At 67.7% G+C, this 23468-nt stretch carries 20 protein-coding genes and 2 tRNA genes; 9 read left to right on the top strand and 13 right to left on the bottom strand.

Annotated features, from left to right (window positions below):
* The first annotated feature begins 145 nt into the window (after positions 1-145).
* Positions 146-1153 carry a hypothetical protein gene (locus SS2_RS01905; protein WP_174523181.1) on the top strand — a complete coding sequence of 336 codons (1008 nt, stop codon included), beginning with the start codon at positions 146-148 and terminating at the stop codon, positions 1151-1153.
* 203 nt (positions 1154-1356) lie between these two features.
* On the top strand, positions 1357-2340 hold the full coding sequence (locus SS2_RS01900) for a diaminopimelate dehydrogenase (RefSeq protein ID WP_157607153.1): 984 nt from the start codon (positions 1357-1359) through the stop codon (positions 2338-2340).
* Positions 2341-3477: 1137 nt separating this feature from the next.
* Here the strand turns inward: SS2_RS01900 and SS2_RS01895 are convergent.
* The 11 genes from SS2_RS01895 to dnaA all read right to left on the bottom strand — a co-directional run bounded on the left by SS2_RS01895 (position 3478) and on the right by dnaA (position 16223).
* Positions 3478-3553 (bottom strand) — tRNA-Ala (locus SS2_RS01895).
* 37 nt (positions 3554-3590) lie between these two features.
* Positions 3591-3710 carry a DLW-39 family protein gene (locus SS2_RS17720; protein WP_217995556.1) on the bottom strand — a complete coding sequence of 40 codons (120 nt, stop codon included), beginning with the start codon at positions 3708-3710 and terminating at the stop codon, positions 3591-3593.
* Positions 3711-3738: 28 nt separating this feature from the next.
* Positions 3739-3812, bottom strand: a tRNA-Ile gene (locus SS2_RS01890).
* A 126-nt stretch (positions 3813-3938) separates the two neighbouring features.
* Positions 3939-4817 carry a DUF3566 domain-containing protein gene (locus tag SS2_RS17690; protein ID WP_245643281.1) on the bottom strand — a complete coding sequence of 293 codons (879 nt, stop codon included), beginning with the start codon at positions 4815-4817 and terminating at the stop codon, positions 3939-3941.
* Positions 4814-7432: a DNA gyrase subunit A gene (gyrA, locus tag SS2_RS01880; protein ID WP_066460804.1), complete on the bottom strand. Its 2619-nt coding sequence runs from the start codon at positions 7430-7432 to the stop codon at positions 4814-4816. The genes SS2_RS17690 and gyrA overlap by 4 nt, the downstream gene beginning before the upstream one ends.
* Before the next feature lie 133 nt (positions 7433-7565).
* Entirely contained in the window at positions 7566-9623 is a 2058-nt protein-coding gene (gyrB, locus tag SS2_RS01875; protein ID WP_066460687.1) for a DNA topoisomerase (ATP-hydrolyzing) subunit B, read from the bottom strand.
* A 253-nt stretch (positions 9624-9876) separates the two neighbouring features.
* Positions 9877-10509 carry a DciA family protein gene (locus SS2_RS01870; protein WP_245643280.1) on the bottom strand — a complete coding sequence of 211 codons (633 nt, stop codon included), beginning with the start codon at positions 10507-10509 and terminating at the stop codon, positions 9877-9879.
* Between the two features lie 109 nt (positions 10510-10618).
* The gene (recF, locus tag SS2_RS01865; protein ID WP_066460686.1) at positions 10619-11932 is read right to left on the bottom strand and encodes a DNA replication/repair protein RecF; all 1314 of its coding nucleotides are present in this window, start codon (positions 11930-11932) and stop codon (positions 10619-10621) included.
* A gap of 107 nt (positions 11933-12039) precedes the next feature.
* Entirely contained in the window at positions 12040-12948 is a 909-nt protein-coding gene (gnd, locus tag SS2_RS01860; RefSeq protein WP_066460685.1) for a phosphogluconate dehydrogenase (NAD(+)-dependent, decarboxylating), read from the bottom strand.
* Positions 12949-13003: 55 nt separating this feature from the next.
* A complete protein-coding gene (gene dnaN / locus SS2_RS01855) occupies positions 13004-14134 on the bottom strand; it encodes a DNA polymerase III subunit beta (RefSeq protein WP_066460684.1) in 1131 nt (376 codons plus the stop codon).
* Positions 14135-14756: 622 nt separating this feature from the next.
* The gene (dnaA, locus tag SS2_RS01850) at positions 14757-16223 is read right to left on the bottom strand and encodes a chromosomal replication initiator protein DnaA (RefSeq protein WP_066460683.1); all 1467 of its coding nucleotides are present in this window, start codon (positions 16221-16223) and stop codon (positions 14757-14759) included.
* 477 nt (positions 16224-16700) lie between these two features.
* Between dnaA and rpmH the strand changes: the two genes are divergently transcribed.
* The 6 genes from rpmH (at position 16701) to rsmG (ending at position 20022) form a co-directional block, all read left to right on the top strand.
* Positions 16701-16838 (top strand): 50S ribosomal protein L34, encoded by a 138-nt coding sequence (gene rpmH / locus SS2_RS01845; protein ID WP_066460802.1) that lies wholly within the window; start codon positions 16701-16703, stop codon positions 16836-16838.
* Positions 16839-16864: 26 nt separating this feature from the next.
* Positions 16865-17203: a ribonuclease P protein component gene (gene rnpA, locus SS2_RS01840; RefSeq protein WP_439646285.1), complete on the top strand. Its 339-nt coding sequence runs from the start codon at positions 16865-16867 to the stop codon at positions 17201-17203.
* Positions 17200-17487, top strand: a complete 288-nt coding sequence (gene yidD / locus SS2_RS01835) for a membrane protein insertion efficiency factor YidD (protein ID WP_066460681.1) — start codon at positions 17200-17202, stop codon at positions 17485-17487. Before rnpA ends, yidD begins: the two co-directional genes overlap by 4 nt.
* Before the next feature lie 79 nt (positions 17488-17566).
* On the top strand, positions 17567-18676 hold the full coding sequence (gene yidC / locus SS2_RS01830; RefSeq protein ID WP_066460680.1) for a membrane protein insertase YidC: 1110 nt from the start codon (positions 17567-17569) through the stop codon (positions 18674-18676).
* A gap of 40 nt (positions 18677-18716) precedes the next feature.
* Positions 18717-19262: a Jag family protein gene (locus tag SS2_RS01825; protein ID WP_066460679.1), complete on the top strand. Its 546-nt coding sequence runs from the start codon at positions 18717-18719 to the stop codon at positions 19260-19262.
* A 130-nt stretch (positions 19263-19392) separates the two neighbouring features.
* Positions 19393-20022: a 16S rRNA (guanine(527)-N(7))-methyltransferase RsmG gene (rsmG, locus tag SS2_RS01820; protein WP_066460678.1), complete on the top strand. Its 630-nt coding sequence runs from the start codon at positions 19393-19395 to the stop codon at positions 20020-20022.
* A gap of 84 nt (positions 20023-20106) precedes the next feature.
* On the opposite strand, the gene SS2_RS01815 is transcribed toward rsmG, so the two are convergent.
* A complete protein-coding gene (locus tag SS2_RS01815) occupies positions 20107-21060 on the bottom strand; it encodes a GlxA family transcriptional regulator (protein ID WP_066460677.1) in 954 nt (317 codons plus the stop codon).
* Between the two features lie 169 nt (positions 21061-21229).
* On the opposite strand from SS2_RS01815, the gene SS2_RS01810 reads away from it, so the two are divergent.
* A complete protein-coding gene (locus tag SS2_RS01810) occupies positions 21230-21862 on the top strand; it encodes an isochorismatase family protein (RefSeq protein ID WP_066460676.1) in 633 nt (210 codons plus the stop codon).
* A gap of 205 nt (positions 21863-22067) precedes the next feature.
* Here SS2_RS01810 and SS2_RS01805 read toward each other — a convergent pair whose 3' ends face one another.
* Complete coding sequence (locus SS2_RS01805; protein ID WP_083941533.1) at positions 22068-23270, bottom strand: MFS transporter; 1203 nt, start codon at positions 23268-23270, stop codon at positions 22068-22070.
* Positions 23271-23468: the final 198 nt, after the last annotated feature.

Here is a 23468-nt window from a genome sequence, read left to right as displayed (position 1 = left end):
TGTTTCATGCGGAGCCTGAGGACGGGTATCCGCAGATCACGCGTCGGGAGAAGACTTGAGGTCCGGGCGGAGCGTTCCGGTGCGATTGCGCCGCTCAGGTGGCACAGTAGGGGGAGTGCACCCCCTCTACACGCTGGGAGTTCGAATGTTGGACGGAATGAAGAAGTCCGCTCGCGCCGCAGGCAGCAAGCTCGACGCGATCGACGCTGAGAAGCTCAAGGACCAGGCATCAGACGTGGCTGCTGCGCTCTCGGACGGTGCCCAGCACGCTGGTGAGACGGCAACGGTCTTCGCCGTCCAGGCGCGCGATGCGGCGCTGCAGGCCAAGGACTGGGGAACCCCCAAGGTCGAGGCCTTCGTCGAGTGGGCCAGCCCTCGCCTGGAGCAGGCATGGGTCGACGCCCTCAAGGCAGCGGCTCCGCGGGTGGAGAAGGCAGCAGAGAAGGCTTCCCCGGTCATCGGCACCGCGCACGACAAGCTCGTGGACGAGATCCTGCCGCGCCTGGTGACAGCGATCAACGAGGCAGCGCAGAGCGCCGCGGACGCCGCAGTCAAGGGCGCCACGATCGCCACCGAGAAGGCGCAGTCCGGCGCGACGCACCTGGCTGACTCGATCACGGCCGCCTCCGAGCACGCCCCGATCAAGCTGGCCGAGGCCGCAAAGGCTGGAGAGAAGCACTCCAAGAAGTCCGGCAAGGTCTGGTGGATCGCCGCGGGCGCCGTGGCCGCTGGTGGTGCCTACGTGCTGTGGCGCCGCTCGCAGCCCACGACCGACCCGTGGGCTGAGCCGTGGGAGAAGGTCGACGGGTCCGTCTTCGACGTCGAGGACGCCGTGGGCGACGCCGCCGAGGCCGTCGGCGAGGCTGCTGGGGCTGCCGTGGCCAAGAGCCGCGAGGTCTCAGGCAAGGTGGCCGGTTCGGTCGAGGAGCTCTCCGAGAAGGTGACCGACAAGATCTCCGAGGCCAAGGCCACCGCGAAGAAGGCCACGTCGCGGACCCGCAACACCGTCAAGGACGCGGGAGAATCCGTCGAGGACAGCGCTGAGGAAGCAGCCGACGCGGCCGAGACCGCAGCTGCCGGCGCCGGCGAGGCTGTCGCCGATGCAGTGACTCCCGACGACGACGCCCCCAAGGGCGACGCACAGTCGAAGTAGCACCAGACACACCCGACGAGGGCCGTCCCCGATCACGGGGGCGGCCCTCGTGGCGTCTCCCCGTTACTCGTCTCTACCGCCTGCGGGCCTGTCGGGCGCACCTGGCCGGCCGCCGGCGACCGTCGTGACGAGGCTGCCCGCGGTACCGTTGACGCCGGGACGAGACCACATCAGGTGGCCGTCCTCGACGAAGGATGGAGCTCATGTCTAAGGCAGTTCGGATCGGGATCGTCGGCTACGGAAACCTCGGGCGCGGCGTCGAAGCCGCCTTGACGAAGAACCCCGACCTTGAGCTGGCGGCAGTCTTCACCCGACGCCCAGCGACGCTGGCGGTCCGGGACGCGAGCACCCCGGTGCTCGCGATGAGCGAGCTGGACTCCCCGCGGGACGACATCGACGTCCTCATCCTCTGCGGCGGCTCCAAGGAAGACCTCCCGCAGCAGACCCCGGACCTGTCCGCCCGGTTCTGCACGGTCGACAGCTTCGACACCCACGCCCGCATCCCAGAGCACTTCGCGGCCGTCGACACCGCCGCCCAGGCCGGCGGGACCACCGCTATCATCTCCTGCGGCTGGGACCCGGGGATGTTCTCGATCAACCGCGCCTTCGGCGAGGCCCTCCTGCCCGACGGCGAGACGTACACCTTCTGGGGCCGCGGGCTCAGCCAGGGCCACTCCGACGCCATCCGACGGGTTCCTGGGGTCGCAGCAGGCGTCCAGTACACGATCCCCGCCCAGGACGCGATCGACAGCGTGCGCAAGGGGGAACGTCCGGTCCTGTCCACCCGGCAGAAGCACACCCGGGAGTGCTTCGTCGTGCTCGAGGAGGGCGCAGACCTGCAGGCGGTGACCGAGGCGATCGTGACGATGCCCAACTACTTCGCCGACTACGACACCCAGGTGCGCGCCATCAGCGCCGAGGAGCTGGCTCGCGACCACTCAGCGATGCCGCACGGCGGCTTCGTGATCCGCAGCGGCACCACGAGCCAGGGGACCTCCCAGGTGGTCGAGTACTCGCTCGCCCTGGACTCCAACCCCGAGTTCACCGCGAGCGTGCTGGTGGCCTACGCCCGCGCCGCGCACCGGCTGAACCAGCAGGGTCAGTACGGCGCCAAGACCGTGCTCGACGTCGCTCCGGGCCTGCTCTCGCCCAAGTCACCTGAAGCCCTGCGCGCCGAGCTTCTCTGACCCGCCCGTCCGCCGGCGCGCCTGGGGTGTGCCTGGGCGCCCGGGGGACGGGGTTACGGGGCGCTCGTGGGAGTCGGTGCGTTCGTGGTCGAAGCGAGCCCGTAAAGTCCTGAACATGTCTACGCTCTCTAGAGCTGCCAAGGTGACGCTGATCGTCGTTGGGGTCACGATCGTCGTGCTTGCAGGTGTCTTGGTGGCGGTCCGCAGCGCGTTACCTGATGTGGGGCATCTCCAACGCACGGCGGAGGCCTTCCCGGCGCCAGCGAGTTGGGCAGAACCGGTGGTGGCCACAGAGCCAGCCAGGCTTGTGTGCTTGGGAGACAATCCGTGTCCGAGCACGCAGGTGGGCTGGACTGTCCCGGCGTCCACCACCTTGGAAGACTTCACAACTGTCCTTCGCGCCACTGGGTGGGGCCTGCAGATGTCAGCCTCCTGCTCGCTGCCCCCACCTCCCCCAACTGGTAACGCCCGCCTGTGCACAGCAACCGGCGAGGTAGACGGCGTCGAGATCCGCGCCAGTTACCGCTCGACGCGCCCAGAGGGTGAAGGTTCTGGGACTGTCTCACTCTCTGCTCGCTACCCGTGACAGGTTCGGACGCCCGGGCGTAGGGCTGTCTGGTCGGCGAGCGCAACGCCAGCCATGATGGGCTGCGTTGCGCTGGTTGGCCTCCTAAGTGCTCAGCGACCACCCGCTCGATACCGGACGTGGCAGCTAGGCCATCTAAGTAGTCGAGGAACCTTCGCAAGACCGTCTCGGCGCCGCTGGACTGCAGTGCGTCCTCGACGCGTCAGTGCCCTCAGACACGAACCGCGCACCATGCGCGCAACCGTCGCCCCGTGGATCCGAGACTTCGCGAACGTTGAGACCGCGAGCGGTCAGCTTAGTCACGGTCACACGGCCGTGACCGAGGCGTACTACCTCGCGCGCGCCATCGACGCTCCGGACGCCTCTGCGGTCCTTAACCGACTCGGCCGATCCACGGCCTCCACGGACGCCAAGACATCGCCAACTCGCGCGTTCATGGTCGTGGATGACCCCGTGGACGAATATCCGTGGGTTAACTGTGGGGTTTCTGAACCACAAACGCCCCCGTCCAGTTCAGGGCGAGGGCGTTTGTGCTGGTCGAACAAGAATCGTGGTGGAGCCAAGGGGACTCGAACCCCTAACCCCCTGCTTGCAAAGCAGGTGCGCTACCAATTGCGCCATGGCCCCGCACACGCCTGAGCGTGCTTCGTGCCGGAACCTTGACCTACTCGAAGGTGTCCGTGACCTCAGACCACAGGTCGCGTTCCGCGTTGTCCTCGGAGAGCTTGCGCCATACCGCGTATCCGGCGCCGACAACCACCAGTACAAACAACAGCTTCTTCATACGTTCCCCCTTGAGTGGGATCCGGCAGTGGGCCTTGGAGGACTTGAACCTCCGACCTCTTCGTTATCAGCGAAGCGCTCTAACCGCCTGAGCTAAAGGCCCATGCACCTGCCCTGCGTCCGAGGACTTCAGGCTGGTGCAGCGCTTGACCTTACCCCACGAAACGACCCCCGCTCAAACTGAGAGCTTCAGCAGTTCCGCAGACCGTGGTCTGGCGCTTGTGTGATCTTACTCGTCAGTGAGCGTGAGATGAACTCCGCCGACCAGCGCAGCGACCACGTTGTAGAGGAATGCTGCGATTGTGGACAGCGCTGTGAGAAGAACCACATCCACGATGGCGATCATCGTCGATAGCGAGACGACCCGCTTGAGCTCGACGAACTGCAAGATGCTTACCTCGGTCTCCTCACCGAGGATCGCCACGATCATGTCGTTGACCTCGGTGAAGACGTGCAGACCGTCCAGAACCATCCAGAACACCACCGACGCGACGACGATCATGATGCCGATCGCGATGGACAGCAGGAACGACAGCTTCATGACCGACCACGGGTCGAGCCGGGAGACGGCCAGACGCACCCGGCGCGGGCCGGTCGTCGTCTTCTGTGACAGCGAGGGCGCAGAGGCCTTCTCCTGGGTCGTGCGGGCCTTGGGCTCACGGACGGAGGAGACAGGGTCTCCGGCGCCCGACCGCGACCCAGCCGAGGCCGACGCCGCCGAGGCAGCTGCCTCGGGAGTGGTCGGCGCCGACGCTGGCGAGGCCGCCTTCGTCGACTGGACCTTGGTCTGCGTCTGAGTCGAGGAGCCCTGAGCGGCCGGTACCTTCGCAGAACCAGCCGCCGGGGTCGCAGTCCCAGAAGACTTCCCCGGAGCGGGCTTCCCGGCCGCCACCTTCGCGGTGCCAGCAGCCGCTGCCCCGGAGCCGGTTCCAGCGCCGGCAGAGGCCTTCCCGGACGTCGCCGGGGAGGCAGCCTTGGCTGCTGGCGCTGCGGCGTCCGTGGACGGCGCGTCGGGCCCGGGCACCGGAGGCATCGCCCCGGTGCCAGACGCCGACGACTTCCCGGGACCGGATGCGGTCACCGGCTGTCCGGCGGTGTCACGGCTCATTGGTTCTCCTCGGAGTCTGCTGGGGTCTCGGTGATGGTCTCAGCGACGTCCGTGAGCTCGTGGTCCTCACCGCGAGCGGGTGCGTCGATCGCTTCTGTCTCGGCCTCGCCGACGTCCTCGGAGTCGATGTCGTCACCGAGGTTGCGTTCCACGTTACGCGCCACAGCGATGATCCGGTCGTTCTTGTCCGGCTTCGCGAAGGTCACGCCCTGGGTGTTGCGTCCGGTGAGGTGGACCTCCTTGACGGCGGAGCGCACGATCTTGCCGCGCTCCATGATCACGAGCACCTCGTCGTCCTCGTCGGTGACGAGCGCACCGACGAGGTCTCCGCGGGCCTCGACGAGGTTCGCCACCTTGATGCCGAGCCCGCCGCGACCCTGGACGCGGTACTCCTCGACGCTGGTCCGCTTGGCGAACCCGCCCTCGGTGACCACGAACAGGGCAGCGCCCTCGCGCACCACGTCCATCGCCAGCAGCTCGTCGTCGTCACGGAACTTCATGCCCGTCACGCCCGACGTCGCACGCCCCAGCGGGCGCATCGCCTCGTCGCTCGCGGTGAAGCGGATCGACTGCCCCTTGCGGGAGACGAGGATGAGGTCATCGGTGGAGTCCACCAGGCGCGCCGCGACGAGCTCGTCGGAGACGCCCTCGTCGTCCTCGCGCAGGTTGATGGCGATGACGCCGCCGCTGCGGTTGGAGTCGTACTCGCTCAGGCGGGTCTTCTTCACCAGGCCGCGACGGGTGGCGAGCACGAGGTACTCGGCCGCGTCGTAGTCGCGCAGGTCGAGGACCTGGGCGATCTTCTCGCCCGGCTGGAAGGCCAGCAGGTTTGCCACGTGCTGACCCTTGGCGTCCCGGCCACCCTCGGGGAGCTCATAGGCCTTGGCCCGGTAGACCCGGCCCAGGTTGGTGAAGAAGAGCAGCCAGTGGTGGGTGGTGGTGACGAAGAAGTGGTCGACGATGTCGTCCTCGCGCAGCTGAGCGCCACGCACCCCCTTGCCGCCGCGCTTCTGCGCCCGGTAGTTGTCGCTGCGGGTGCGCTTGACGTAGCCACCGCGGGTGATCGTGACGACGACCTCCTCCTCGGCGATGAGGTCCTCCATGGAGACCTCGCCGGCGAAGGGCAGGATGGTCGTGCGACGCTCGTCGCCGTACTTGGCCACGAGCTCGGCGAGCTCGGTCGAGACGATGTCCCGCTGACGCTGGGGCTTGGCCAGGATGTCCTCGTACTCGGAGATCTCCCGCGCGAGCTTGTCGTGCTGGTCGATGATCTCCTGGCGCTGCATCGCGGCGAGGCGGCGCAGCTGCATGTTGAGGATCGCGTTGGCCTGCAGCTCGTCGATCTCGAGCATCTCCATCAGCCCGGTCCGGGCACCGTCGGCGTCGGGGGAGCGGCGGATGAGGGCGATGACCTCGTCGAGAGCGTCGAGGGCCTTGAGGTAGCCGCGGTAGATGTGGATGCTCGCCTCGGCCTCGCGCAGCAGGTAGGCCGTGCGACGCACGATGACCTCGAGCTGGTGCGTGGTCCAGTGCCGGACGAAGGCGTCGATGCTCAGCGTGCGGGGCACACCATCGACGAGGGCGAGCATGTTCGCCCCGAAGTTGTCCTGCAGCTGGGTGTGCTTGTAGAGGTTGTTGAGCACCACCTTGGCGACGGCGTCGCGCTTGAGCACGATGACCAGGCGCTGGCCGGTGCGCCCGGAGGTCTCGTCGCGGATGTCGGCGATCCCCTGGATGCGCCCGTCCTTGACGAGCTCGGCGATCTTCAGCGCCAGGGTGTCCGGGTTGACCTGGTAGGGCAGCTCGGTGACGACGAGGCAGATCCGGCCCTGGATCTCCTCGACGTTGACGATCGCGCGCATCGTGATCGAGCCGCGGCCCGTGCGGTAGGCGTCTTCGATGCCACGGTGACCCAGGATGGTCGCCCCGGTCGGGAAGTCCGGGCCCTTGATCTTCAGCAGGAGTGCCTCGAGCAGCTCCTCCCGCGTGGCCTCGGGGTTGTCCAGGTACCACTGCACACCCTCAGCAACCTCACGCAGGTTGTGCGGGGGGATGTTCGTGGCCATGCCCACGGCGATCCCGGAGGAGCCGTTGACCAGCAGGTTCGGGAACCGGGAGGGCAGCACGGACGGTTCCTGCGTGCGACCGTCGTAGTTGTCCTGGAAGTTGACGGTGTCCTTGTCGATGTCCCGGACCATCTCCATGGCGATCGGGGCCATGCGGCACTCGGTGTATCGCGGGGCGGCCGCGGGGTCGTTGCCGGGGGAGCCGAAGTTCCCCTGGCCGGCGACCAACGGGTAGCGCAGCGACCAGTCCTGGACCAGACGCACCATGGCGTCGTAGATCGCGGTGTCACCGTGCGGGTGGAACTTTCCCATGACGTCGCCGACGACGCGGCTGCACTTGGAGAAGGCCCGGTCGGGGCGGTAGCCGCCGTCGTACATGGCGTAGAGCACGCGGCGGTGCACGGGCTTGAGCCCGTCGCGGACGTCGGGCAGCGCGCGCCCGACGATGACGGACATCGCGTAGTCGAGGTAGGAGCGCTGCATCTCGAGCTGCAGGTCGACCCGCTCGATCCTGCCGTGCTCGATGATGTCGCCGCCGCCGGAGAGCACGGGGCCCCGGGCGAGCTCGGTCGCGTCGTTTGCTTCAGGGATCTGGTCGTCAGTCACGGTAAACCTCGTTCTTCTCCGGCGCGTCCGCCGTCATGGTCCTGGGTCGTCGGTAGCGGGTCGGGCCCGCCGTCCCTTAGATGTCCAGGAACCTCACGTCCTTGGCGTTGCGCTGGATGAAGTTGCGCCGAGACTCCACGTCCTCACCCATGAGCACCGAGAAGATCTCGTCGGCTGCGGCCGCGTCGTCCAGCGTGACCTGCAGCAGCGTGCGGTGGTCGGGGTCCATGGTGGTGTCCCACAGCTCGGAGTAGTCCATCTCGCCCAGACCCTTGTAGCGCTGGATCCCGTTGTCCTTGGGCAGACGCTTGCCGGCTGCGAGGCCGGCTGCGATGTACTCGTCCCGCTCGCGGTCGGAGTACACGTAGTCGTGCTCGGAGTTGGACCACTTGATGCGGTACAGCGGCGGCTGGGCCAGGTACACCATGCCGTGCTCGATGAGCGGGCGCATGTACCGGAACAGCAGCGTCAGCAGCAGGGTGCAGATGTGCTGGCCGTCGACGTCGGCGTCGGCCATGAGGACGATCTTGTGATAGCGGAGCTTGGCGATGTCGAAGTCTTCGCCGATCCCGGTGCCGAAGGCCGTGATGAGGGCCTGGACCTCCTGGTTGCCCAGCGCCTTGTCCAGGCGGGCACGCTCGACGTTGAGGATCTTGCCTCGGATGGGCAGGATCGCCTGGGTGCGCGGGTTACGACCACGCACAGCGGACCCACCTGCGGAGTCACCCTCGACGATGTAGACCTCGCACTCCTCGGGCCGGTTCGACTGGCAGTCGCGCAGCTTGCCGGGCATGGAGTTCGACTCGAGAAGACCCTTGCGGCGCGTCGCCTCACGGGCCTTGCGCGCCGCCATCCGGGCCTGGGAGGCCTGGATCGCCTTGCGGATGATGTCCTTGGCCTCGTTCGGGTGCGACCCGAGCCAGTCCCCGAACTGGTCGTTGACCACGGACTGGACGAAGGTCTTGGCCTCGGTGTTGCCGAGCTTGGTCTTCGTCTGGCCCTCGAACTGCGGCTCGCCGAGCTTGATCGAGATGACGGCGGTCAGGCCCTCGCGGATGTCGTCTCCGGTGAGGTTGTCCTCCTTCTCCTTGATCAGGCCCTTGGTCCGTGCGTAGCGGTTGACCAGGGAGGTCATCGCCGCGCGGAAGCCCTCTTCGTGGGTGCCACCCTCGGTCGTGGAGATCGTGTTGGCGTAGGTGTGCACCGACTCGGAGTACGCGTTGGTCCACTGCATGGCCACCTCGAGCGAGATCCGCTTCTCGGTGTCCTCGGCCTCGAAGGCGATGACCTCGGGGTGGACGACCTCGACGCGCTTGGCGGAGTTGAGGTGGTGGACGTAGTCGAGCAGGCCGTTGTCGTACTTGTAGACGACCACGCGCGGCTTGGCGGCGGCGTTCTCGTCGCTCGAACCGTCCTCGCCGGTCACCTCGTCGTCGGTGCCCGACTGCTCGGGCCGCTCGTCGGTGAGGGTGATCTGCAGGCCCTTGTTGAGGAAGGCCATCTGCTGGAACCGGGCGCGCAGCGTCTCGAAGTCGTAGTGCGTGGTCTCGAAGATCGTCGGGTCGGCCCAGAAGGTCTGGGTGGTCCCGGTCTCCGTGGTCGGCTCACCCTGACGCAGGGTCCCGACCGGCTTGCCGCCGTTGGCGAAGGACTGGAACCACGTGTAGCCCTGGCGCTTGACCTGAGTCTCGACCCGGGACGACAGGGCGTTGACCACTGAGATGCCGACGCCGTGCAGACCACCGGAGACGGCGTAGCCGCCACCGCCGAACTTTCCACCGGCGTGCAGGATGGTCATGACCACCTCGACGGTGGGGCGTCCCTCGGTCGGGTGGATGTCGACGGGGATCCCTCGGCCGTTGTCGACGACGCGCACTCCGCCGTCGGCGAGGAGGGTCACCTCGATGTGGTCGCAGTGCCCGGCGAGAGCTTCGTCCACAGAGTTGTCCACAACTTCGTAGACAAGGTGGTGCAGACCCCGTTCGCCGGTGGACCCGATGTACATGCCGGGGCGCTTACGAACGGCTTCCAGACCTTCGAGGACGGTGATGTCGCTGGCGTCGTAACTTCCGTCGCTCGACCCGAGAGATGGTGCCTTCGGCTCGGAATCGGCGGCGTTGTTGAGTTCTGCCACGGCTGGTGGTGCTCCTAGTCCTCCTGCAGCGTTGAACCGCCAGCGCAGGGGGATGGTACGAAGTTCCCGGCGGAGGCTGGACGCTGCTCATTTTCCGACTGCGGTCAGCGATCGGAATGACTAGGTGAGTCTACCGGAAACTACCGAAAACACGGGGATTCCCGCGAGATTTCCACAGGGTGACCCCAAGCACCGCGCACTGTGCGCCGCCAACATTTTTCTCGGACGCCCCGATGGCTCCCCGCAGGACCGATCACCCGTAGGTGTCGCGCGCTCCACGACCCTTGACAGACCGGAAACCACGCCCGAAACCCGGGCCCGCAGGACCCAGCACGGTGATCTCCTGGACCACGTCCGGACCCACCTCCCGCTCCATGATCTCCAGGAGCTGGGGGATGAGGAGACGGACCTGCGTGGCCCACGCCGTGGACGAGGCACGCACCACGAGAGCGTTGTTCGCGAAGGTCTCCGGCTCGCAGTGGTCGGCGATGTCGTCGCCGACCACCTCGCGCCAGCGACCGATCACGCCGCCGACGGAGACCTCCTGGACCCACCCGCGCTGCTGCAGCAGCGCCGCGAGCGTCTCGGCGAAGAGCTTGGGGTCGCGCCCGTCCTTGCCGGGTCCGCTGCGCGGCTGCTCCGCCAGGATCCGACGCCGCTGCTTGCCGGGGTAGAGCCCCTTCGCCTTCGCAGCCGCCCGCGCACGGTTGAGGGCTTCCCGGGCGACGTCCCCCGGAGGCTTGAGCTCGATGATCTCGCTCACCGGGGTGCCGTCCTCGATGCGGCGACGGTTGTCGATCGCCGTCTGCGCGGCGTCCTGCGTCGTCGTCGCGTCCTGCGTCTGTGCGGCGTCCTCGCCCGGCTGTACGGCGCTCTCCGCGCTCACCGGAGCGTCTCGACGGCCCGTGCGGGCGGGGGAGCGGCGTTCCTCGGCCGAGCGGGGCTCACCGCGAGACCCGGCTCCAGGAACGTCAGGGGACCTGTCACGGCCCGCGTCACGAGGCACGGGTCACCGTCCCTCCGGCGACGTCGAGACGGGTCCCCACGAGCTGGTCGGGGATGTCGTCCAGGACGGCGGCGGTGATGATGACCTGTCCGGCGCCGGCGACCAGCTCGGCGAGCCGGGTGCGGCGTCGGGCATCGAGCTCGGCGAAGACGTCGTCGAGGATGAGCACCGGCTCGGTGTCCGGGCCCGACTCCGCGAACCAGAACGACTCCGCGCCAGGTATGTGCTCGGGTCCGTCGGTCAGCAGCCGGTAGGAGGCCAGGCGCAGTGCGAGGGCGAAGGACCACGACTCGCCGTGGCTCGCGTACCCCTTCGCCGGCAGCCCGCCGAGGGTGAGCACGACGTCGTCGCGGTGCGGTCCCACCAGGCACACCCCGCGCTCGATCTCCTTGCTGCGCACCGCTGCCATGGCCTCCAGCAGCTGCAGCTCGATCTGGGCCGCTGAGGGGCGTGGGGCCTCTCCTGGGGCGCCCGCCCCGGTCCCGACCTCGCCGCCCGCGAGGTCGGTGCCGCCGGCGCCGCCAGCGCTGAGCGGACCGACCGCCGCGGCACCCGAGCGGGCAGGCACGCGGGCCACGTCAGCGCCGGCGAGCACCGTGGCGAGGGAGGACTTGTACTCGATCTCAGCGTGCCCTTGCCCCGAGCTGACCTGCTCATAGGCGGTGGCGACGTGCGGGGCGAGCGCTGCGACGAGCTCGGTGCGCAGCGCGATGATCTGGGCGCCGATCTCGGCGAGCTTGGCGTCCCAGACGTCCAAGGTCCGCAGGTCGGCCGAGGCCGCCGAGCGCCGGGCCGCTCCGGCGGTCTTGAGCAGCGCGCCGCGCTGGCGCAGCACGCGGTCGTAGTCGGAGTAGACCCCGGCCATCCTCGGGACGAGCAGGACGGAGAGCTCGTCGAGGTAGCGGCGTCGGGCATCGGGGTCGCCCTTGACCAGGACGAGGTCCTCGGGGGCGAAGAGGACTGTCCGGGCGATGCCGAGGATGTCGCGGGGACGGGTGACGGGGGACCGGTTGAGGCGCGCGCGGTTCGCCTTGCCCTGGGTGATCTCGAGCTCGATCACGCTGGCCCGGTCGCCGCGCACGATCCGGGACCGCACGACGGCGCGAGCGGCACCGGCGCGGATGAGCGCGGCGTCGGTGGCCACCCGGTGGCTGCCGAGGGTCGCCACATAGCCGATGGCCTCGACGAGGTTGGTCTTGCCCTGGCCGTTCGGGCCCACGAGGGTGTTGATCCCCGGTTCGAGCTCGACGTCGACCTGGGCGTAGGAGCGGAAGTCCAGCAAGGACAGGTGGGAGACATACATCAGAGCATCAGTCTCTCAGGAGTATCGAGGTGCGCGTCCCGACAGGGTCGGGAGTTTCACGTGGAACGGTGCTGACGTCGCGCGGGCTGCTGTCGTGACGGCTGCGGTCACGGCACCTGCGGTCCGGCCGGCCCGGCCTCGCGGACGCCGTGCCCACCGAACTGGTGACGCAGAGCGGCCACGGCCTTCATCGCCGGGGACGCACCCTGGCGTGAGGCGAAGCGGGCGAACAGGGCTGCGGAGATCACCGGCAGCGGGACCTCGGCGTCGATGGCCGCGTCCACGGTCCACCGCCCCTCACCGGAGTCCTCGACCCAGTCGCTGATCCGCGCGAGCTCGGGGTCGTCCTCGAGCGCTTTGACGAGCAGCTCCAGCAGCCAGGACCGCACGACGGTGCCGCGAGTCCAGGCCTTCATGGTGCCCGGGACATCGGTGACGATGTCCTGGGCCCCGAGCAGCTCGAAGCCCTCGGCGTAGGCCTGCATCAGCCCGTACTCGATGCCGTTGTGGACCATCTTCGCGTAGTGCCCCGCGCCGACGTCGCCCGCGTGGACGAAACCTTCCTCGCGCGGACCCTCCGGCCGCAGAGCATCGAAGACGGGCATCACGCGGGCGACGAGGTCCGCGTCGCCGCCGACCATCAGCCCGTAGCCGTTCTCCAGGCCCCACACCCCACCGGAGACCCCCACGTCGAGGTACCCGATGCCGGCTTCCGCCAGGGCGTCTGCACGCGGGGCGTCGTCGACGTAGTGGGAGTTGCCGCCGTCGATCACCGCGTCGCCTGCGGTCATCAGGGCGCCGAGATCGGTGACGACGGCGTCGGTGATGCCCCCGGCTGGGACCATGACCCACACGATCCGTTCACCCGCCGGCAGCGCGGCGACAAGCTCAGCGAGGCTGAGCACGTCCGAGACCGCGGGGTCCCGGTCGTAGCCGACCACGTCGATGCCGTGAGAGCGCAGGCGGGTGGCCATGTTGGCACCCATCTTGCCCAGTCCGACGAGACCTATGCGCATGACGTGCCTCCTGGTTCGTGGCCTGAGCCGGCTCACCGAGCCGGCTGGTCGGCCCTCAGCTGGCGAAGCGGATGGGGACGAGGAGGTACCGGTAGCTGCGGTCGTCCTCGCCGTCCAGAGATCCCTGGCCGGTGAACTCCACCGGCTTGTTCGGGTGCGTGAAGCTCATCCGGACGAAGTCTGTGCCGAGCGCGCCCAGGCCGTCGAGGAGGAACTGGGGGTTGAAGGCCACCGAGATGTCCTCGCCCACCAGAACGGCCTCGAGGGCCTCAGACGCCTGAGCGTCGTCGCCCTGGCCCGCGTCGAGGACAACCTGACCGTCGGAGAAGCTCATCCGGATCGGGGTGTTGCGCTCGGCCACGAGGGAGACACGCTTGGACGCGTCGATGAGGGCCTGGGTGGGGACCACGGCGTGGATCGGCGTCTCGTCGGGGAAGAGCCGGCGCACGTGGGGGTAGTCGCCGTCGATGAGCAGGGAGGTCGTGTGACGGCCTCCGGCCTCGAAGCCGATGATGTCGACGCCGGTGCCCGTGGCCAGGGCGACGTTGACCTCACCAGAACCGCCGAGGGACTTGGCGACGTCGGAGAGGGTGCGGGCACGCACGAGCGCCACGGTCGAGATCTCCGGGGAGTTCGGCTTCCACGTCATCTCGCGCAGCGCCAGGCGGTACCGGTCGGTGGCGAGCATGGTGATGCGCTCGCCCTCGATCTCCACCCGGACACCGGTGAGGAGCGGGAGGGTGTCGTCGCGGCTCGCGGCGACGGTCACCTGTGCGACGGCGTGTGTCAGCTCGTCACCATGCACCGTGCCGGTGATCTCAGGCATGACCGGCAGCGCCGGGTAGTCCTCGACAGGCATGGTGAGCAGCGTGAAGCGGCTCGCGCCGCACACGACGGTGACCTTGGAACCGTCGACACTGACGTCGACGGGCTTGGCCGGCAGGGACCGGGAGATCTCCGCGAGCAACCGCCCGGAGACAAGGATGGTGCCCGGTTCACTGACCTCGGCGGGGATCTCCGATCGCGCGGAGACCTCGTAGTCAAAGCTCGACAGGCCGACAGTCCCGTCGGCGCTCGCCTCGATGCGAACGCCAGCCAGGACCGGTGCGGGGGGCCTGGTCGGGAGGGTACGGGCCGTCCAAGTCACAGCGTCGGCAAGTACGTCACGCTCAACCCGGAACTTCATCCCACACCCTTCTTGATGCACGGAAGTCGCACATCTGTTGTCCGTCCGAGCGGTACCCGGACGTCCGTCACGTTCTGAATAAACACTGTTCATCTGCGCCGCTGAGGCACCGCTGTCACTGACGTGACGGCCATCTGGGCCTGGGCGCGTGGTTGAACACTACGCGAGTGCTCCGACAGATGGCGACCTTCTTGGGCGAGTTGACCACCCTCTGCCTCCTCGGCTCTCGTCTGGGACGTCCATGGCCGTGGGCGCGCAGCGTCCTGGAAGGACTTTCTCGGAATTTTCGCCCATCTCGCCACAGGTGATGAAGGTGTGTGGATTTCCTTGAGAGAGAGGAGTCGTAGTCGTAGTAGCCGTTGTGAATTCTGGGGACGTCGTGTGTTTACGCAGGTCACGACCTATTTTTGGGTGTGCGCGCATGGATGCACAACCTGTGGATGAACTAGGGCGTCTGTGGATAACAACTTTTTCCCTGACCGTCGTCCACAGTGAACGTCGTTCACGTCCACACGTTTCCTGGGTGTCGTCCACCGCTGTCCACAGCCCTATGCACAGCTGTGAACAGTCGTCCCATGTCGTCGTCCGGGGCACCCTCCGGGCGCCCCGGACGACGACGGCATCAGCCTCGGTGCTGCTGCTTGATCCGGCTCGTGAGCTCGGTGACCTGGTTGAAGGTGGAACGCCGTTCCGCCATCTGCTCGGTGATCTTGCGGTTGGCGTGCATGACCGTGGTGTGGTCACGACCACCGAACTGCTGGCCGATCTTGGGCAGCGACAGGTCGGTCAGCTCACGGCAGAGGTACATGGCAATCTGCCGCGCCGTCACCAGCACCCGTGACCGCGAGCTACCGCACAGGTCGTCGATGGTCAGGCCGAAGTACGCCGCCGTCTGCGCGATGACGCTGCCGGCGGTGATCTGGGACGCGTCGTCGTCGGTGATGAGGTCCTTGAGCACGATCTCGGCCAGGGCCAGGTCGACCTGCTGCCGGTTGAGGTTGGCGAAGGCGGTCACCCGGATGAGTGCACCCTCGAGCTCGCGGATGTTGGAGGAGATCTTCGACGCGATGTACTCCAGCACGTCGTCGGGGGCCGCCAGGCGCTCCCCGCTGGCCTTCTTGCGCAAGATCGCGATACGCGTCTCGAGGTCAGGGGGCTGCACGTCGGTGATGAGGCCCCACTCGAAGCGGGAGCGCAGGCGATCCTCGAAGCCGTTGAGCTGCTTGGGCGGCAGGTCGGAGGTGATGACCACCTGCTTGTTCGCGTTGTGCAGGGTGTTGAAGGTGTGGAAGAACTCTTCCATCGTCTGTTCCTTGCCCTGCAGGAACTGGATGTCGTCGATGAGGAGGAAGTCGACGTCCCGGTGGCGGCGCTGGAAGGCTCCGGCCTTCTCGTCGCGGATGGAGTTGATGAAGTCGTTGGTGAACTCCTCGGAGTTCACGTACTTCACGCGCACCCCGGGGTAGAGGTTGTAGGCGTAGTGCCCGATCGCGTGGAGCAGGTGGGTCTTGCCCAGCCCGGAGTCCCCATAGATGAACAAGGGGTTGTACGCCTTGGCCGGCGCCTCGGCCACGGCGACTGCGGCTGCGTGGGCGAACCGGTTGGACGAGCCGATGACGAAGGTCTCGAAGAGGTAGCGCGGGTTGAGACGAGCGGGCTCGGGCGCGGGGGTGGACGACCCGCTGGACCGGTTCCCGCTCATTGCGGCCCTGCGGCGGGCGATCTCGGGGATGTCCACGGGCTCGGAGTAGGAGGGGTACTCCGCCGGCTCGGGGGACTGCTGGGCGACGACGGGGGAGGCGGCGGCTTCTTCGTCGAAGCCGAGCTCGGGGTCCACCGTGATCGCGAACCGGGCGTCGCGGCCGAGGGCGTTGGACAGGGCCTGCACCACCTCGGCGCGCACGCGGGTCTCGAGGTAGTCGCGGGTGTGGTCGTTGGCGACGGCGATGATGACGGTGCCGTCGAAGAGGCCCAGCGGCTTGGCGAGCTTGACGAAGGCCAGCTGGCGGGGGGTGATGTCGGGGCTGGCTTCAAGCTCGGCGATGGCTTGCTTCCATATGGTCCCGATGTTGTCGTCTGTGGTGGCCACGGGTTCTTCCTGGTCGGTGTAACGCTGCCCAGAGGATGAGATGGATCCAGTGGTGACTTCGGTCTCGCACGCGCGCAGAAGCAGTGGAGAACCGAAATGACAGTCTGCCACGCGAGGCCGTCATCCACATAGTTTTCCACAGCCTGTGGGCGGCGCTCAGGGCCCCGGATATCGCTGAGATTCACTCATGCCATGGGCTGAGGAAGGATCCGGGAAACGTCCTGGAGCAGAGAGTGTGCAGCAATCGTCCACAACCCGCCGAGAGATTCCACAGCTGTGCACAACTGTGTGGGGGTCGTGCGCGCGCAGGCGGACCCGGGCCGAGGCTGATGGCGCCGGCTTGACCTGAGGTCCCTCGGCAACGTACCTTTTTACAGCCAGTCCTGTCGCTTCCGCATGCCTTCAGTGCCCCGACCATGGAGTGGCGAACCGTGCGTCCATCGTGGACGCGCTTCCCCAACGTTTATGGAGTACCTCGTGACCAAGCGGACCTTCCAGCCGAACAACCGGCGTCGTGCGAAGACCCACGGCTTCCGTCTGCGGATGCGCACCCGTGCCGGTCGCGCCATCCTCGCAGCGCGTCGCCAAAAGGGCCGCACCGAGCTCTCTGCCTGAGTTCAGTGCTTCCCGCGGCGCATCGTATGCGCCGTTCCGGCGACTTCAGCCGGGCGGTGCGCGGCGGTGTGCGCACAGGAAAATCGACCCTGGTCGTCCATCTCGCTGCCTCGAGCAGCGAGATGGACGCACCATCGGTCGGTTTTGTTGTATCTAAGGCCGTGGGGAACGCCGTGGTTCGCAACCGGGTCAAGCGCAGGTTGCGCGCGATCGTCGCCGACCGCATGCCCGACCTCCCCGCCGGAGTGCTGATCGTGGTGCGGGCGCTGCCGGAGGCCGCGGCCGCCGACTACGCGCGGCTGGACGCCGACCTGGGGTCGTGCCTGCGACGGGCACTGGCGCGGCGTCCTCAGGTGTCGCCGTGAGCGCTCCTGGAGACCACCACTCTGCCCACGCCGAGCCAGCCGTCCGGCGGCGCGGTCCGGTGGCACGGTTCCTGCTCGCGGGGGTGCGCTGGTACCAGCGCTACATCTCCCCGCTGTCAGGCCCCCGGTGCAGGTACTACCCGTCCTGCTCGAGCTACGCCGTGACGGCGATCGAGAAGCACGGAGCCCTGCGGGGCACACGGTTGGCGGTCTGGCGGTTGCTACGGTGCAACCCCTGGACCGACGGTGGCATCGACGACGTGCCGGAACCGGCACAGAAGTAGACGTCGCGTTGACTACTCTTACCTTCGGGCTTCGTCCGACGGACCATGCAAGACGCTTGTGCGCTAGGGAGCAGCAGTAATGGACCTGTTTAAGATCCTCTACCCCATCGAGTGGGTCGTGGCATGGATCATGTACCTGTGCCACAAGGTCTTTGTGTTCCTCGGGCTCCCCGATGGTGCTGGCGTGGCGTGGATCCTGTCGATCGTCGGCCTCGTGATCATCATCCGTACCGTGATGATCCCGCTCTTCTTCAAGCAGATCCGTGCCTCGCGCGGGATGCAGATGATCCAGCCTGAGCTCCAGGCGATCCAGAAGAAGTACAAGAACAAGAAGGACCCCGCCTCCCGCGAGGCGATGAGCCGCGAGACGATGGCTCTGTACAAGAAGCACGGGACCAACCCGTTCTCCTCCTGCATGCCCGTGCTGCTCCAGGCGCCGATCTTCTTCGCCCTCTTCCGGGTGCTCAACTCCCTGTCGAAGATCGCCAACGGCGACATGGACCCGATCGGCCCGATCAACCAGGTCGTCGCCCAGGCGGCAGAGAGCTCCACCCTCTTCGGCGCACCGCTGTCCTACACCTTCCTGCACCAGCCGACGGACCTCAACACCAAGGTCGTCGCCGGTGTGCTCATCGTGGCGATGGCCGCGACGCAGTTCTTCACCCAGCGTCAGCTGACGATGAAGAACATGCCGAAGGCGGCCCTCGAGGGCCCGATGATGCAGACGCAGAAGATCATGCTCTACATGCTTCCCGTCATCATGGGAATCTCGGGCGTGAACTTCCCGATCGGTGTTCTCATCTACTGGACCACCACCAACCTGTGGTCCATGGGTCAGCAGTTCTACACCATCCGCAAGATGCCGGCCCCCGGGTCCGAGGCAGAGAAGATCCTCAACGAGCGCAAGGCCCGCAAGGCCGCCAAGAAGGGGATCGTCATCGTCGAGGACAAGCCGGCGGTCATCGAGCAGCCCCGCGGGCAGCGTCAGCAGCCCAAGCGCAAGGACCGGCAGCGTCCCCGCCCGGCAGGCGCGCCCGGTGCGGCGGGTAGCCCCGCCAAGGGCGCCTCGGCGTCGCCCACCCCTGAAGCCGCAGCGAGTGCTGGTGCTGCTGACGGTGCGGGGGAGACCCCGGGAATGGTGAACTTGAACAAGCCGTCGACGCCGAAGAAGAAGCGCAACAAGCGCTAGCGACCATCCCCCGCATGCGGGACTGTGCTTCACATCGCGAATGGAGAGAGCTGTGACTGCAGATACACCGGCCGTGGAGCCTGAGGTCCGGAGCAAGACTTCACTTCTCGAAGAAGAGGGTGAGGTCGCAGCCGACTACCTGGAGGAGTTGCTGGACATCGCAGATCTCGACGGAGACATCGACATCGACGTCGACCACGGTCGGGCTGCTGTCGAGATCGTCGCGGACGAGCCGGGGTCGCTGCGGCACCTGGTAGGCGCTCACGGCGAGGTCCTGGACGCCCTGCAGGAGCTGACGCGACTGGCTGTGCAGACTCGCACGGGTGAGCGCAGCCGGTTGATGCTCGACGTCGCGGGGTACCGTGCCGGTCGCCGGGTCGAGCTCACGGCGCTGGCCGAGGAGACCATCGCGAAGGTGCGTGCGACCGGGGAGAAGATCGCGCTGTCACCGATGAACGCCTTCGAGCGCAAGGTGGTCCACGACGCGGTCACCGCGTCGGGTCTGGTCAGCGAGTCCCACGGCGTGGAGCCTCAGCGCTACATCGAGGTGGGCCCGGCGGCCGACGACGAGCCCACCGAGGACTGATCCGCAGCAATCGCCCAGTTTCGGGTGATCTGAACCATATGCCGGAACTCCGCTGTCGCTGGGGTGCCGGATTGTCACGAGTCGAGGTGCGAGGTCCTACGGGCCTTGCGTCTCCCATGGAGGAATCGTCGTGGACGACGCACAAGATCATGATGCACTGCGCGCGTACTTCGGCGACGCCTACCCGCAGGTAGCCCGGTTCGCCGCCGAGCTCGCCGCCCAGGGGGAGGTCCGTGGTCTCATCGGGCCACGCGAGCTCGACAAGATCTGGGACCGGCACATCCTCAACTCGGCCGCGCTCGTCCCGTTCCTCCCCACGGTGGGGACGATCGTCGACATCGGCTCAGGGGCAGGGCTGCCCGGAATCGTCATCGCCGCGATGCGACCGTCGGCGTCTGTCATCCTCATCGAGCCGATGGAGCGTCGCTGCCTGTGGCTCTCGGAGATGGTGGACGTTCTGGAGCTCACCAACGTCGAGGTCAAGCGGGGGAGGGCCGAGGAGTTCCACGGCGCCTTCGAGGCCGACGTGGTCACCTCCCGCGCCGTGGCGGCGTTGGACAAGCTCGCCCGGTGGTCCTTGCCGCTGCTCGCCCCTGGCGGTGAGCTGGTCATCCTCAAGGGCCGCAGTGTCGCCACCGAGATTGAACCTGCCCGCAAGGTGCTGCGCAAGTTCCACATGAGCGAACCGGAGATCCTGGACGCTACGACGCTCCCCGGCGTCGAGCCGACGACGGTGCTGCGCTCGCGCCGCAGGTCCTGAGACGACCGGGGGCAGCCGTTCCCAGGGCGCTGTTTCACGTGAAACAGCGCTCGAGTGTTTCACGTGGAACACGTCCCTGAGCGATCAGGCTCCCGCTCGAGCGTCGAACCGGCGGCGGTAGCTCGTCGGGGTGCTGGCGAACGAGGCTGCGAAGTTCTGCCGGAGCGTCACCGCGCTGCCGAAGCCGCAGAGCGTGGCGATCCGATCGATGGCCAGGTCGGTCGCCTCCAGGAGCCGGCGTGCCTCGTCGAGACGCCGTGAGCGGACCCAGGTGGCTGGCGCCGAGCCGGTCGAGGCTCGGAAGTTCCTCACGAACGAGCGTCGGCTCATGTGCGCCACGGAGGACAGCCGCTCGACGCTGAGATCCTCGTCGAGGTGTTCGAGCGCCCACTGGCAGGCCGTCGCGATCGGGTCCGCCGCAGCATGCGGCGCGATCGGCCGCTCGATGTACTGAGACTGTCCGCCCTCGCGATGAGGTGCCACCACGAGCGATCGGGCGACCGTGTTGGCAGCCTCGGCGCCGAGGCGGGTGCGGACGAGATGGAGGCAGGCGTCCAGCCCCGATGCGGTGCCGGCGGAGGTGAGGACGTCCCCGTGGTCGATGTAGAGCGCTGACCCGTCGACCTCGACTCGGGGGTTCCGGGCCGCCAGCTCGTCCACGGCGTGCCAGTGGGTGACCGCCTGGCGCCCGTCGAGCAGCCCGGCGGCGGCGACGACGAGGGCACCCAGGCACAGGCCGACGATGGTGGCGCCCCTCGCGTGGGCCTGCGAGAGCAGCCGTTGGAGGGCGTGGCTGGGCTCGCGGCCTTCTGGCACCCAGGAGGGGACGACGATGACATCTGCGGTCAGAGCGGCTTGGGGCCCGTCGATGCCGGCGATCGTGTAGCCCTCCGCTGTGCGGACCCGTCCGGCTCGCTCCGAGAAGAGCACGGTGGTCCACTCGGCGAGGCCGTGCCGCGTGACCTCGTCGAAGACGAGCTGGGGGACGGAGAGATGAAACATCGAGATGTCGTCGAAGGCGTAGACGGCGATGCGCACGGATCCTCCTCGTTGGCCTGATCCCATCGTAAGGCAGCATCTGTGCCAATGGTTCGCGCGCTCGGCGCGGGAGAGGATCGCAGTGTGGACGCAGTCCTCACGTCAGTCCTGCGCCACACATGCCACGTCACACACGCCCCATCGCCCACCTCGCCACACAGGAGACCTCATGAGCAACCCTCGCCGCGCACTTGTCCTCGTCGACGTCCAACAGGAGTACTTCAACGGGCCTCTGGAGATCCAGTACCCCCCGCGCACTGACTCCCTGGCCAAGATCATCGAGGCCATCGACGTCGCAACCGCTGCCGGGATTCCCGTCGTCGTCGTCCAGCACGTCACTGCTGAGGGCGCACCCGTCTTCGACCCCACCACCACCCAGTTCGAGCTCCACCCCGAGATCGAGCAGCGCCGCACGTCGTCCTGGACATCCATCACCAAGCAGTTCGGCACGGTGTTCGCCGGCACGAGCCTGCTGGAGTGGACGAAGGACAACGGCATCGACACGATGACGTACGTCGGCTACATGACCAACAACTGCATCCTCGCCTCCGTCGCCGGGGCCGAGACCCACGGCCTCGCCGCCGAGGTGCTCTCGGATGCGACCGGGGCGATCAACATCGCGAACGCCGCGGGATCGGTCTCCGCGGAGACGGTGCACACCACGCTCATGGCGATCTTCCACTCCAACCTTGCTGCAGTGGCGACCACCGAGGCCTGGACCACAGCAGTCACGGCGTCGGCGTCGCTGGGCAAGGACAACCTGGTGGAGTCCGCGGTGCGTGGAGCGCAGCTCGTCGTCTGATCTGCCGACCGGCGGGGGAGGGGAGTCGCCGGACGTTCCCGGGCCGGAGGCTACCCTCCCGTCCGCGTGAGGGGCGGCAGGCATCGAGCCTGCCGCCCCTTCGCATGCCCGGGCTCGCGCGCCACCATCGACCCGGGCTGACGGCCCGTCCGGTGCCGAGACGGGGTGTGCGTCCCGGGTCTTTGCCGACTGGCGAGTCCTCCCGCTACGTGGAGATCGAGGAGACGGCTCGTTCTCGCACAGCAGAGGTGATGAAGACCGAGGCCGCGACGAGGATCAGCGGGAGGACGAGGGCCGCACGCAGTCCGTGGTGCTCGCCGACAAAGCCGATGACCGGCGGTCCGACGAGGAAGGCGACATAGCCGACCGTTGCTGCGAGGGAGACGCGACGGGCAGAGTCGACCCCCGACTCTCCGGCCGCCGACAGGGCCACGGGGAAGCCCAGCGAGGCGCCAAGGCCCCAGAGCACCACCGCCGCGGCGGCGACCCACTGGCTGTCGATGACGATCACCAGTGCCATCCCCACGGCCCCGGCGATGATGCTGACCCGAAGCACCGGGGCGCGACCGAAGCGAGAGATGAAGCTGCCTCCAGCGAAACGGCCGATGGTCATGGACGCTGCGAAGACCGCGTACACGGCTGAGCCGGCCGCCGGGCCGAAGCCGTGACCGTCCACCATCACGAGGGGAAGCCAGTCCCCGGCGGTGCCCTCGGCCAAGGCCATCGCCAACACGATCGCGGCGATGAGCAGGAGCCGAGAGTCCTTCCAGAGCGCGCCACCCGCCGTTGAGTGCTGCCGGACGACGGCCTGCTGGTCCACCTGCCCCGTCCCCGCAGGAATCCACCTCGCCGCCATGATCAGTACGACCAGGGTGATCACACCGATGGCGTTGAGATGCCAGACCACAGGCACCTCGATCGTCGTGAACACGATCCCGAGAGAGGCGCCGATGACGGTGCCCAGGCTGAAGAACCCGTGGAGGGCGGTAAGAACCGGGCGCTCGATCGCCGTCTCGACGTCGGCGCCCTCGACGTTCATCGCGATCTCTCCACCTCCCATGCCGAGGCCGAAGAGGAACAGCCCGATGGTGGTCAGTGCAGCGGACCCGGAACCGGCGCCGGCACCGATCGTGGGCATGCTGGCGATCACCCCGAGGGTTCCGACGACCATGACAGGTTTGGCGCCGAAGCGGCCGACGGCCGGTCCGGAGGCCAGGATGCCGATCATGGAGCCGACCGACAGGCCGAGCAGAACGAGACCCATCTCCGAGGGCGACGCTCCGAGAAGGTCGCGGATCGTGGGAGTGCGGGTGACCCAGGAGGAGATGGCGAAGCCCGGGACCAGGAAGAGGGAGAAGAGCGCGAGACGACGTCGCGCCTGGGTGGCTGAGATGGTGAGTCCTTGCATGTTGCTCCGCGCGTCCGTGACCCGGCAGGGTGGAGCGAACAGGGGAGGGGAGAGGGGAGGCCCCTCGAGTATCGCTGGCTGCGGCACGCGAACGTGAGTGGCTCGAAGGCGTCTGTGCGATGGTTATGGGCCAGTGAACTGTGCCCCTCTCCAGTGCGGGCGCGGCATGCCTGAATGCCGCATGTTTCACGTGGAACC

The sequence above is a fragment of the Sanguibacter suarezii NBRC 16159 genome, assembly GCF_001552735.1.
Lineage (GTDB): Bacteria > Actinomycetota > Actinomycetes > Actinomycetales > Cellulomonadaceae > Sanguibacter > Sanguibacter suarezii.
This window is presented reverse-complemented; position numbering and strand designations above follow the sequence as displayed.

Bases quoted from the DNA above. Each gene is read 5' to 3' on its own strand.
- rnpA (WP_439646285.1), top strand. From the start codon at position 16,865: ATGCGCCGTTCCGGCGACTTCAGCCGGGCGGTGCGCGGCGGTGTGCGC.
- SS2_RS17690 (WP_245643281.1), bottom strand. From the start codon at position 4,817: ATGAGCCGTGACACCGCCGGACAGCCGGTGACCGCATCCGGTCCCGGG.
- SS2_RS01805 (WP_083941533.1), bottom strand. From the start codon at position 23,270: ATGCAAGGACTCACCATCTCAGCCACCCAGGCGCGACGTCGTCTCGCG.
- SS2_RS01900 (WP_157607153.1), top strand. From the start codon at position 1,357: ATGTCTAAGGCAGTTCGGATCGGGATCGTCGGCTACGGAAACCTCGGG.
- SS2_RS01905 (WP_174523181.1), top strand. From the start codon at position 146: ATGTTGGACGGAATGAAGAAGTCCGCTCGCGCCGCAGGCAGCAAGCTC.
- SS2_RS17720 (WP_217995556.1), bottom strand. From the start codon at position 3,710: ATGAAGAAGCTGTTGTTTGTACTGGTGGTTGTCGGCGCCGGATACGCG.
- recF (WP_066460686.1), bottom strand. From the start codon at position 11,932: ATGTATGTCTCCCACCTGTCCTTGCTGGACTTCCGCTCCTACGCCCAG.
- yidC (WP_066460680.1), top strand. From the start codon at position 17,567: ATGGACCTGTTTAAGATCCTCTACCCCATCGAGTGGGTCGTGGCATGG.
- SS2_RS01810 (WP_066460676.1), top strand. From the start codon at position 21,230: ATGAGCAACCCTCGCCGCGCACTTGTCCTCGTCGACGTCCAACAGGAG.
- dnaN (WP_066460684.1), bottom strand. From the start codon at position 14,134: ATGAAGTTCCGGGTTGAGCGTGACGTACTTGCCGACGCTGTGACTTGG.
- SS2_RS01825 (WP_066460679.1), top strand. From the start codon at position 18,717: ATGGAGAGAGCTGTGACTGCAGATACACCGGCCGTGGAGCCTGAGGTC.
- gnd (WP_066460685.1), bottom strand. From the start codon at position 12,948: ATGCGCATAGGTCTCGTCGGACTGGGCAAGATGGGTGCCAACATGGCC.